General features: G+C 61.2%; 7 protein-coding genes. 3 read left to right on the top strand and 4 right to left on the bottom strand.

What is annotated here, in order from left to right; translation table 11 throughout:
* Positions 1-6 precede the first annotated feature (6 nt).
* The 3 genes from mscK to J5M57_RS21585 form a co-directional block, all read right to left on the bottom strand.
* Positions 7-3,360, bottom strand: coding sequence for a mechanosensitive channel MscK (gene mscK / locus J5M57_RS21595; RefSeq protein WP_207849157.1), 3,354 nt, complete (start codon positions 3,358-3,360; stop codon positions 7-9).
* A 34-nt stretch (positions 3,361-3,394) separates the two neighbouring features.
* A complete protein-coding gene (locus J5M57_RS21590; RefSeq protein ID WP_064585636.1) occupies positions 3,395-5,137 on the bottom strand; it encodes a potassium/proton antiporter in 1,743 nt (580 codons plus the stop codon).
* Between the two features lie 303 nt (positions 5,138-5,440).
* Positions 5,441-7,066, bottom strand: coding sequence for a methyl-accepting chemotaxis protein (locus tag J5M57_RS21585; protein ID WP_064585637.1), 1,626 nt, complete (start codon positions 7,064-7,066; stop codon positions 5,441-5,443).
* Between the two features lie 278 nt (positions 7,067-7,344).
* Here J5M57_RS21585 and J5M57_RS21580 point away from each other — a divergent pair, with 278 nt between their 5' ends.
* The 3 genes from J5M57_RS21580 (at position 7,345) to J5M57_RS21570 (ending at position 9,911) form a co-directional block, all read left to right on the top strand.
* The gene (locus tag J5M57_RS21580; protein ID WP_003220969.1) at positions 7,345-7,575 is read left to right on the top strand and encodes a hypothetical protein; all 231 of its coding nucleotides are present in this window, start codon (positions 7,345-7,347) and stop codon (positions 7,573-7,575) included.
* Positions 7,572-7,874: a cell division protein ZapA gene (locus J5M57_RS21575; protein ID WP_003220971.1), complete on the top strand. Its 303-nt coding sequence runs from the start codon at positions 7,572-7,574 to the stop codon at positions 7,872-7,874. The genes J5M57_RS21580 and J5M57_RS21575 overlap by 4 nt, the downstream gene beginning before the upstream one ends.
* Before the next feature lie 99 nt (positions 7,875-7,973).
* On the top strand, positions 7,974-9,911 hold the full coding sequence (locus J5M57_RS21570) for a methyl-accepting chemotaxis protein (protein ID WP_207849156.1): 1,938 nt from the start codon (positions 7,974-7,976) through the stop codon (positions 9,909-9,911).
* Between the two features lie 119 nt (positions 9,912-10,030).
* On the opposite strand, the gene J5M57_RS21565 is transcribed toward J5M57_RS21570, so the two are convergent.
* Positions 10,031-11,833 carry an acyl-CoA dehydrogenase gene (locus J5M57_RS21565; protein ID WP_207849155.1) on the bottom strand — a complete coding sequence of 601 codons (1,803 nt, stop codon included), beginning with the start codon at positions 11,831-11,833 and terminating at the stop codon, positions 10,031-10,033.
* Positions 11,834-11,934 lie beyond the last annotated feature (101 nt).

Here is an 11,934-nt window from a genome sequence, read left to right as displayed (position 1 = left end):
GGCCGGTTAGTCGAGTTTGGCTGGCGGCGGCTCTTGCAGCGGCTTTTGCTCCGCGCCGATCGGGACGATGGTTTTGTTCTCGTCTTCGATGGGCACCAACTTGTATTCCTGACCGTGGAGGTTCTTCAGGTACACCTCCATCTGCCGGAACGAGATGTTGATGTGCTGCTTCTTGAACTCGCGGTTGATGAAGCGGTTCACTTCGTCGATCACCGGGTTGCGGTCACCGAGGTCACGCACGTGCATGCGCAATTCGTGATCGAGGGTGCTTTCGCCGAAGTTGAGGAAGTACACGTGCGGCTCGGGTTCTTTCAGAACACGCGGGTTTTCCCGGGCGGCCTTGAGCAGAAGCTCCCTGACCAGATCCAGGTCGGAGCCGTAATCGACACCAAGTTTCAGCGTGACCCGGGTGATGGTGTCGGTCAGCGACCAGTTGATCAGTTGCCCGGTGATGAACGTCTTGTTCGGGACAATGATGTCCTTGCGGTCGAAGTCGGTGATGGTCGTGGCGCGGATGCGGATCTTGCTCACGGTGCCCGACAGGTTGCCGATGGTGATGGTGTCGCCGATCCGTACCGGGCGTTCGAACAGGATCATGATGCCGGAGATGAAGTTCGCAAAAATCTCCTGCATCCCGAAACCGAGACCCACCGACAGCGCCGCTACCAGCCACTGCAGCTTGTCCCAGCTCACGCCAAGGGTCGACAGGGTGGAGACGAAGCCGACGCCGGCGATCACGTAGGACAGCAGCGTCGTGGTCGCATAAGCGCTGCCCTGCGCCAGGTTGAGTTTCGACAGCACGAACACTTCCAGCAGACCCGGCAGGTTGCGCGCCAGGGCGAAGGTGATGCCGATGATGATCAGCGCGCCGAGCATGTCGCCGATGCTGATCGGCACCATGCTCATATTGGCGCCGGTGCCGCTGGTGTATTCGTAGAGGGTGATGTTGTCCAGGTACGAGAACACCGAGATCAGGTCGGCCCAGACCCAGTACAGCGCGGCAATGAAACCGCCGAGCAGTGCCAGGCGGATCAGGCGCAGAGACTGTTCATTGACCTTTTCGATGTCCAGGGTCGGCTCTTCGATCACTGCTTCGCCGTCGCCGGCCTCTTTGGCAGCCTGGCGTTTGGCCAGGGCGCGCTGGTAAGCCAGGCGGCGTGCAGCAACCGCCAGACCACGAACGAAGGTGGCTTCGATCACCAGCCAGAACATCAGCAGGTAGAGGGTGTTGATCAAGCGGTCGCTGAGTTTCAGCGCGGTGTAGTAGTAGCCGAAGCACACCGCGACGAACAAGGCGATCGGTAGCAGGGTGAACATCACGCCGACCGCTTTACGGAACAGCGAGGCGTTTTCGTGGGCCGGGCTGCTGATCAGCAAACGACTGAGCAACCATGCCATCAAGGCGTAGCAAATCAATACCACTGGCATGCCGAGCACGTCGTCGGCCAATGCTGCCGGCTGCAGTTCGGCAACGGCAACCACCGCCACCAGCGCCAAGACCACCAGACCCAGGCGCCGCACCCAGCCTTGAAGGAATTCGACCTGTGGTTTTTCCCAGCGGAAGTGCAACTCAGCCACACCACCCGGCGCCAGAATCCGGTAGGCGGTGTAGAACACCAGCCATGCCTGACCCATTTGCAAAAGCGCTGCGCCCATGTTGGCGTTCTGGCCTCGGGCGTCGATCTGCAAGGCCAGGCCGCACAGGCCCAGGCCGAGCGCCACCGGCATCGCCAGCAGAATGTTGATCAGAATCGCCTGTGGCGTGTGCCACTGGCTGTCGCGCTTGAAGTGGCCGATGTCCTGATGAACCTTGTTGAGCCGCGTGTACAGATTCTTGCGTCGCCACAGCAGGGCACCGATCAACAGCGCCAACGGCAGGAACAGCAACGGACGCTGGATCAGACCATCGGTCAGTTCGCTCAGGCTGGAGGCCCACGGCAGCGTATCGATCTGCCGCTTCAGGCGCTCCGGCACGCTGCGCATCCATTCCATATCCAGCGGCTTGTTACTCGGAATCCAGAACATCTGCTCATCGAGGGTCGCGCGCAGGCTTTGCGCGGTGCTCAGCAGTTGTTTCTGGTTGAGTTGCAGGGTGATCGATTCGTTGAGCACCGCGCTCAGTTCGCGGTTCAGACGCTCCAGCAGGTCGGCGCGGGTGTTGGCCAGTTCCATCAGGCTCTTGCGCAGTTGCGGGGTGACTTGTTCCGGTGGCTGAGTCGACAGCAGGTTGTCGACGTAGGTCGCCGGGTTGCTCAGCAATTCACGCTGCTGGCTGACTTCAAACTGATACAGGCGAATGTCGGCGATCTGGTCCGCCAGATCGCGGTCGACCTTGAGCCGTGGCAGTGCCTGCTTCTGCTTATAGAGGATCTTCGACAGCAGCAGGCTGCCCTTGAGCACGTTGATCTGCTCGTCGAGGGCCGAGTCGCTCTGGGTCAGAGTGTCGAGTTGCTGTTTGGTCTGCAGGTTCTGTTGGGTGACCTCGTTGAGGCGGTCGGTGCTTTTGAGCAAGTAATCGGAGAGCTTGAGGTTTGCCGCGCTTTCAGTGGCGAGCAGGCTGCTGCCGCCGGCCTTTTGCGCCTCGATCGACTGTTGGGTGACGGTTTCCTGAGACTGCGCCAGACGCTTCTGGTTGATCAGGGTCTGCAGTTCCTGGATTTCGCGGTCAAGGCGGTCGGATTTCTCCGAGAGCAGGTCATGCTGACTGTTGCCCAGATCCTGCAACTGGCTGTTGCCGGCCAGTTCCTGACGGCGCAGCGGGATCAGCGCGTTCAGCGCGGCGAGCTCGGCGTTCAACTGATCACGCTGCTCGGCGCTCACGGTCTTGCCCGCGTCCTTGCCGGACTTGAGGATGTTGTTGATCTGCTGGATGCGCGTCTGGCTGCTGGAAATCTCCGCCTGCGCGCGCTCGGGGCGGGTCTGGGCAGTGATGATCAGGCTGTTGGCGTCGGCCAGGGCTTTTTGCAGGTCGCTTTGCTGGGTCGAGCGATCGGTGAGGATCTGCTCTAGTTGCTGAATCGACTCTCTGGGGAAGCGCTGCGCCACCGGCACTATCGCCGTGGCCTTGAGGCGCGTGAGTTCGCGGGTGTTCTCGATGGTCTGCCGGGGCGCGCTCGCCAGTTGCTGCTTGAGGTCGATCAGTTTCTGATCGTAATCACGCCGGTTGTTGAGCTGAGTGAGCGTGGTCTGCAGGACTGTTTGCAGGGCCTTTTTATCGGCATCCGGCAGTTTGCTGTCGGCCAGTTTGTCCAGGCTGGCCTGCACGGCTTCGCTGGACGGTGGTTCGGCGGCATACAGCGGGCCGACGGAAAGACTCAGGCCCAGCAGGGCCGCGAAAAAGAAAGAGCGCAGGGTAGGCATAGAGACCGGTCAAGCAAGTGATAGTGGACGCAGTTTAGAGGAAGAGACCGGGACCCGGGCGACTTCCTTCGGGGAATCTGACGCCCACTTTGCCGATCTTGTTCCCGTCCATGACCGCGACTGTCCAGTGGGTGTTGTTCCACTCCACCTGGTCGCCGACGATCGGTGCACCACCGACCTTGTGGGCAATGAACGCGCCCAGGGTCATGTCCGGATCGATACCTTCGGCCGGCAACCCGTAAAGGGCTGCAACCGCTTTAAGCTGGGCGTCTCCTTCGAGCACGAAGTCGCCGAAGAAGCGCAGATCCAGACCGCGTTGCGGCGCCTGACTGAACAGTTTGCCGAGGGCTGGCAAGTTGTGTTCATGGCCGATAACACACAGCAAATCATCGACTTCCAGCACCGTACTACCCGACGGATGGAGCAGTTGCTGACCACGAAACAGCGCGGCGATGCGCGTGCCTTCAGGCATTTTCAGCTCACGCAGGGGTGACCCGATGCACCATTTCTCGGCGCCGAGCTTGTAAACGAACAGTTCCCACTCGCTGGTGATGTGCACTTCCAGCGCGGAGCGGGAGATCGGCGCCGGCTCCGGCGGTACCGTCACCTTCAGCAGTTTGGCGACCCACGGCAGGCTTGTGCCCTGGACCAGCAGCGACACCAGCACGATGAAGAACGCGAGGTTGAAGTACAGCTGTGCATTCGGCAGCCCGGCCATCAACGGGAACACCGCCAGAATGATCGGTACCGCGCCGCGCAGACCGACCCAGGAAATAAACGCTTTCTCGCGGCCGTGAAACGCCTTGAACGGCAGCAGACCGACCAGCACCGACAGCGGCCGGGCGAACAGGATCATCCACAGCGCCAGACCGAGGGCGGGCAGGGCGATCGGCAGCAGGTCATGCGGGGTGACCAGCAGGCCCAGCACGAGGAACATGCCGATCTGCGCCAGCCACGCCATGCCATCGAGCATGTGCAGAATGCCGTGACGGCTGCGCACCGGGCGGTTGCCGATCACCAGGCCGCACAGGTACACCGCGAGGAAACCGCTGCCGTGCAGGGCGTTGGTCAGGGCGAACACCACCAGGCCGCCGGCGATCACCAGAATCGGGTACAGGCCGGTGGCGAGGTTGATCCGGTTGACCAGTTGCAGCATCAGCCAGCCGCCGCCCAGACCGATCACGCCACCGATGCCGAACTCGCGCACCAGGTGCCCGAGCAGGCTCCAGTGCAGACCGGTCTGGCCGCTGGCGAGCATGTCGATCAGGGTTACGGTGAGGAACACCGCCATCGGGTCGTTGCTGCCGGATTCGATTTCCAGGCTGGCGGTTACCCGTTCGTTGAGGCCTTTGCCGCCGAGCAGCGAGAACACCGCAGCGGCGTCGGTGGAGCCGACGATGGCGCCGATCAACAAGCCCTGGATCAGGTTCAGGTCGAACAGCCACGCCGCCGCCATGCCGGTCAGCCCGGTGGTGATTAACACCCCGACGGTCGCCAGCGACAGCGCCGGCCACAAGGCCACACGGAAACTCGAGACCCGCGTGCGCAAGCCACCGTCGAGCAGGATCACCGCCAGGGCCAGGTTGCCGACCAGATAGGCCGTCGGGTAGTTATCGAAAATGATCCCGCCGCCATCGACCCCGGCGGTCATGCCGACCGCGAGAATGATCACCAGAATGGGGATGCCGAGACGGGAAGAAAGTGAGCTGACAAGAATGCTCGCACCTACCAGCAACGCGCCGATCAAGAACAGGCTGTTGATGGTCGTCGCATTCAAAGGCAGTACTCCAGAAGCGTAAAGACGGGCACAAACTGACCATGCAGTCTGCGTGCCAGCGATTCTAACCTGTTGAAATGTGATGCTGTCAAAAAGGTTTTTGCAGCGTGCTCACACAGGCGGTGCGGCATGTGATGACTGTGGCGAGGGAGCTTGCTCCCGCCGGGGTGCGCAGCGCCCTCAAAAATCAGACGCTACGGTTTTTTCAGAGCAGACGCAGTGGCTCGATTGCGACGGCTGCGCCGCGGAGCGGGAGCAAGCTCCCTCGCCACAGAGCGTTCATTTACTTCAAGTGAAATGTCGTTACAGGCTGAACCGCCCAACCATGTTGTTCAGATCCAGCGCCAGGCGCGACAGCTCGTTGCTGGCTGCACTGGTCTGATTCGCGCCAGTGGCCGACTGCACCGACAGGTCGCGGATGTTCACCAGGTTGCGATCCACTTCGCGGGCCACTTGCGCCTGCTCTTCAGCCGCGCTGGCGATCACCAGGTTGCGCTCGTTGATCTCGACGATGGCGGTGTTGATAGTGTCCAGCGACATTCCGGCACCACGGGCGATGTTCAGCGTCGACTCGGCGCGTTCGGTGCTGTTGCGCATCGAATCCACGGCGTGTTCGGTACCGCTCTGGATGCTGCCGATCATGCGCTCGATCTCGCTGGTCGACTGCTGGGTGCGATGGGCCAGTGCGCGGACCTCGTCAGCCACCACGGCAAACCCGCGCCCGGCTTCACCGGCACGGGCCGCTTCGATCGCGGCGTTGAGGGCCAGCAGGTTGGTCTGATCGGCCAGGCCACGAATCACGTCCAGCACCTTGCCGATGTCGCGGGATTCATTCGCCAGATCACCGATCAAGTTCGCAGTGCTCTGCACATCGGCGCTCATGCGTTCGATGGCGCTGACGGTTTCCTGCACCAGGTCACGGCCGTCGCCCGCCGAGGTGGTGGCGTTCTTCGAGGCTTCCGAAGTGCTCACCGCATTGCGCGCGACTTCTTCCACGGCGCTGGTCATCTCGTTGACCGCGGTGGCGGCCTGTTCGATTTCGTTGTTCTGCTGGGTCAGGCCACGGGCGCTTTCGTCGGTGACACTGTTCAGCTCTTCCGCAGCGGAAGCCAGTTGTGTGGCCGAACCGGAGATGCGCTGCAAGGTGTCGCGCAATTTCGATTGCATCTTGGCCATGGCGGCCAGCAGACGCCCGGCTTCGTCGGTGCCATCCACGTGGATCGGCTGGGTCAGGTTGCCTTCGGCAATGGTTTCCGCGGCGTCCAGTGCTTTGGAAATCGGCTTGGTGATGCTGATGGTCAGCAGCCAGGCGAACAGCAAGGTCAGGCCGGTGGCGATCAGCAACAGCGTCACGACCAGATTGAACGACATCGAGTACTGATTGGCTGCACCCTGATTAGTCTCGGCAATTTGCTGGGTATTGATCTCCAGCAGTCGCGCCAGGGCTGTGTTCACCGCCTCCGAGTTACTCAGCAAGTCCGAGTTGAGCATCTGCCGCAGTTCATCGATCTGATTGTTGCGCGACAGGGTTTTCATCCGGTCTTCGAGTTGGCGGTACTGAGCCAAGAGCTGCACGTACTGATCGTAGGCCGCGCGCTCTTGCGGGCCATCGATCAAAGGTTCGTAGGCGCGTTGGGCGTCGGCGATTTGCCGGTTGCGCAGCTCGAACAGCTCCATGGTTTTTTGCTGCACGTCCGGTTCGCGGTTGATCAGCAACCGATACGAAAGCACCCGCAGGCGCAGCGTCAGTTGAGTGAATTCATCGACGGCCTTGATCGACGGGACACTGGCAGTGGCGATGTCTTCGCCCGCTGCACGGATTTTGCTCATCTGGTTCAAGGCGAACACGCCGAGAATCAGCATCAGACCGCCGATCAGGGCGAAGCCGGTGAACGCCCGGGGGGCGATATTCATATTGCGAAGGGACATGGGTGCATACCGAGGAAGGGCCGCATCCATGCGGGCTGAGACTGCTGTATGGATGACTTATCGGTCATACGACTAAAGTCTTGAGGCGGTGTGCGTATTTGTCGCACAAGGGCTTGGGCGACGAAGTGCAGGAACCAGATCGGCAGATCACAGTCTTTTAAACTCGCGAGAACGGTCGGCCACCAGGAAAATCAAGGCCTTGCGCCGGTTTAACCCTGGCATCCGCAGTGACTTTTCTTTATCGTACGCGCCCTTTGAAAAACGCCTGGAAGATCAAAATGTTGGAAGCATCCCTCAGCCAATTGGAACAGCTCGTCAGCGACCTGGTGCAACAGAACCAGACCCTTACGCAAACCAACCAGACCCTGTCCACGGAACTGGCCCAGGCCAAGGATGAGAACGAAAGCCTGCAACTGAGCCTGATGGAACAGGAAGAGAAGCACGGCGCCACCGCAGCGCGCATCCAGGCCCTGGTTGATCGCGTCAACGCAGGTCCTGTCAGCGCATGAACCACGGCACCGCAGGGGTAAAAGTCATCTCCATTCTCGGGGAGGACTATTCGATCAAGGCACCGGCCGGGGAAGAACAGACCCTGCTGGACGCCGCACTGATGCTCAAGGCCGCACTGGCCGACACCAAACGCAAATACCCGACACTGATCGGTGACCGCTTGCTGGTGTTGGCCGCCATGAATCTGTGCTCGCAGCAGATCGAAATGAAGAAACAGCACCAGGAAGAACTCGACCGTTACCAAGAGCAAGTCAGCGCCACGGTCGAAACCATCGCCAAGACCATCAATCAGGGCTGATGGAGTTGCGCACAACCAAAGAATAGATTGTTGATTGGGTTGTATACAATCGGCACGGCTGTTGCATTGTTTCGGCCACTTATTCTTTGGGGGTGCTCCATGCAGTTCTGGCGTCGCAGTATTCAATGGCAGCTGATTCTCAGCATGGGCACCGCCCTGCTGGTCAGCATCCTGATCGTGGTTGGCATTTATACCCTGGTGGTCAACCGCCTTGCCCAGAGCTATCTGGTCGAACAAGCGCTGCCGTCGAGCATCGAAGCGACGCGCAATGACATCGAACGCATCCTCGTCCAGCCGCTGACCGCCGCCAAAGACATCGCCAGCAACAGCATGGTCCGCGACTGGCTGGCCTCGGGTGAAGACAGCAGCAAAACAGCAGCCTTCGCGCAGTATCTGGAAGGCATCCGCGCCGAACACAAAGCTTTCACCGCGCTGATCATCGGCACCGAATCCAATCACTACATCACCGAAAAAGGTCTGGATCGCACCCTTAGCCGCGCGAAACCGGCCGATGCCTGGTTCTATTCCTTCCTCGACAGCCATCAGCCCCGCACCCTGAATATCGACAATGACGGGGCCACCGGAGAATTGGCGCTGTTCATCGACTTGAAGGTCGAACAGGCCGGCAAAGTGGTGGGGGTTGCCGGGCTTGGGCTGAGCATGAAAGAGCTGTCGGAGCTGATTCACGACTTCAGCTTTGGCGAGCGCGGCAAGGTCTATCTCGTGCGTTCCGACGGTTTGATTCAGGTCCATCCGGAGGCGCAGTTCAGCGGCAAGCGCACCTTGAGCGAGCAGATCGGCTCTTCGGCGGCGCAAGCGGTCATGGGTCAAAAAGTCGCCACCAACAGCTCTTTTCAGCGGGACGGCGAAGACTTCCTCGCCTTCAGCCTGCCGCTGCGTGACCTGGGCTGGACGCTGGTGGCCGAAGTGCCGCAATCGCAGATCTATGCCGAAGCTCGCAAAGCGATGTGGATGAGTGGCGGCATCGGCCTGGCGGTGGCATTGGTGTGCCTGGCGCTGGTGGTATGGCTGGCCCAGGGGCTGGTGCGACCGATTCGTCAGGTAACAGCCGCGCTGGTAGCAATCGGTAGCGGCGGTGGAGATTTGACCCATCGGTTAGATTCCAGTCGCGCCGATGAGCTGGGTGATCTGGCCCGGGGCTTCAACCGGTTCCTCGACAGCCAGCGTGGAATGATCGGCGAAGTGCTGACCACCAGCGAGCGTCTGCGCACCGCCGTCGGCCAAGTGGCCAGGGTGGTGGAAAACACCGCCGAGCGCTCCGGACGCCAGCAGGAAATGACCGACATGGTCGCGACCGCCGTTCACGAAATGGGCCTGACCGTGCAGGAAATCGCCCAGAACGCCGGCAATGCCGCGCTGGCCTCGCAAACTGCACGGGATGAAGCGCTGCAGGCGCGGGAAGTGGTCGGTGGCTCGATCCGCCATATAGAAAGCATGTCCGATGAGATTGGTGTCGCGGCGGGGGCGGTGGGTGAGCTGGCGCATCAGGTGGCGTCGATCGATTCGGTGCTGGCGGTGATTCGCGGGGTGTCCGAGCAGACCAACCTGCTGGCGCTCAACGCCGCCATCGAAGCGGCGCGTGCCGGCGACATGGGCCGCGGGTTTGCCGTGGTGGCGGACGAAGTGCGCACCCTGGCACGCAGGACTCAGGCCTCCACTGACGAGATTCAACAGATGATCGGCAGCCTCAAGCAGGGCGCCGAGAATGCGGTGTCGTCGATGCGCACCGGGCAAGCGGCGACCGGCACTGGCGTTGAATCGAGCCAGCGCACCGGGGCGTCGTTGACCGCGATTACCGGGCAGGTCGAGCGCATCAGCGACATGAACCACCAGGTGGCGACGGCGACCGAAGAGCAATCGGCGGTGACGGAAGAGATCAACCGCAATGTGCAGGGGATTTCCGATCTGGCGCGGGCCACGGCAGGGGAGGTTCGGGCGTGTCGCGAGGATTGTCAGATGTTGCAGAAGCTGGCGGATGATCTGGCGCGGCAGATGGGTGGGTTCAAGTTGAGTTGAGAGATGTATTGCCTGAACTGGCGCCATCGCGAGCAGGCTCACTCCTACAAGGAAACACATTCCCACTGTAGGAGTGAGCCTGCTCGCGATTGGATTTCAGCTGCGACACATAATCCGGATCAAAACCACGCATCCTGCATCGCCAGACACGTCTCATCCCGCGCCTCCAGCAACGTCAGCTCATGCTGGCAACCCGGCACTTCCCACGTCAGGAAATACCGCGCGGCCTGCAGCTTGCCCTTATAAAAGTCGGCATCCGCCGCATTGCCCTTGGCCAACCCTTCCTCGGCGCGGATCGCCTGTTCCAGCCAGCGCCAGCCAATCACCGTGTGCCCGAATACCTTCAGGTACAGCGCCGAATTCGCCAGGCTGCTGTTGACCTTGCCCTGCGCCAGATCGGTCAACAAACCGATGGTCACTGTTTGCAGGCGCGCGACCAGTTTTTCCAGCGGCTCACGCAGTGCGGTTAACGATTCGTACGCGGTAGCGCGTTCGGCGGTGTCGGCAATCAGGCGAACCAGTTGCTTGAGCCCGGCGCCGCCGTTCTGCGCCAGTTTGCGACCGAGCAAGTCCAGCGACTGAATACCGTGGGTGCCTTCATGGATCGGGTTCAGGCGGTTGTCGCGGTAATACTGCTCCACCGGGTATTCACGGGTGTAACCGTGGCCGCCGAGGATCTGGATCGCCAGTTCGTTGGCCTTCAGGCAGAACTCCGACGGCCAGGATTTGACGATCGGCGTCAGCAAGTCCAGCAACTCATGCGCCTGTTTGCGCTCGGCTTCGCTTTCCAGCGTGGTGGTGTCATCGAACAGCCGCGCCGCGTACAGGCCGAGGTCAAAGGCCCCTTCGACGTAGGACTTTTGCGTCAGCAGCATGCGTCTGACGTCGGCGTGCTGAATGATCGCCACCGGTGCGGTGGTCGGGTCCTTGCTGTCCGGCACTCGCCCCTGCGGGCGTTCGCGGGCGTATTCCAGTGAGTACAGGTAGCCCGCGTAACCGAGCATCACCGCGCCCATGCCGACGCCGATTCGCGCCTCGTTCATCATCTGGAACATGTAGCTCAAGCCATGATGCGGCTTGCCTACCAGATAGCCGACACACTCGCCGTTATCGCCGAAGTTCAGCGCGGTTGACGTGGTGCCGCGCCAGCCCATCTTGTGAAACAGACCCGCCAGCAGCACGTCGTTGCGCGGGCCCAGCGTGCCGTCATCGTTGACCAGAAACTTCGGCACGATGAACAGCGAAATGCCTTTGACCCCCGGCGGCGCATCCGGCAGCTTGGCCAGGACCATGTGCACGATGTTTTCCGACAGCGGGTGATCGCCGCCGGAAATGAAGATCTTGTTGCCCTTGAGGCGATAGGTGCCGTCAGACGCCGGCTCGGCGCGGGTACGAATATCCGACAATGAGGAACCGGCGTGTGGCTCGGTGAGGGCCATGGTGCCGAAGAAACGCCCGTCGATCATCGGTTGCAGGAAGCGCTGTTTCTGCTCGTCGGTGCCGAAGCTTTCGATCAGGTTGGCCGCGCCCATGGTCAGGAACGGGTACGAAGTGGTTGCCGCGTTCGCCGATTGAAAGTGCGCAAAACAGGCTTGCGACAGCAGCGTCGGCAGTTGCATGCCGCCGGCCTCGAAACTTCTCGCAGCGTTGAGGAAACCGGCCTCAAGGAAGGCATCCACCGCCGGTTTCACCTCGGGAATCAGCATCGCCTGGCCGTTCTCGTAGCGCGGCTCGTTCTCGTCGCCCTTGCGATTGTGCGGCGCGAAGTATTTTTCGGCGATGTTGCGCGCAGTGCCAATGGCCGCGTCGAAGGTCTCGCGGTTGTGCTCGGCAAACCGCTCGCGCCGGGTCAGGCCCTCGGCATCGAGGACTTCGTACAGCTCGAAAGCCAGATTGCGGGAACTGAGCAGCGTCTCGGACATGGCGGCCTACCTGAAATTTGGGGTTGGGCCGAGTCTAGTCCTGCTGATAGAGGCTGAATACGATGATTGATGGGCGTGATACAGAAGTAAAAGATCGCAGC

This window comes from Pseudomonas sp. 86_A (genome assembly GCF_017491705.1).
Classification (GTDB): domain Bacteria; phylum Pseudomonadota; class Gammaproteobacteria; order Pseudomonadales; family Pseudomonadaceae; genus Aquipseudomonas; species Aquipseudomonas koreensis.
This window is presented reverse-complemented; position numbering and strand designations above follow the sequence as displayed.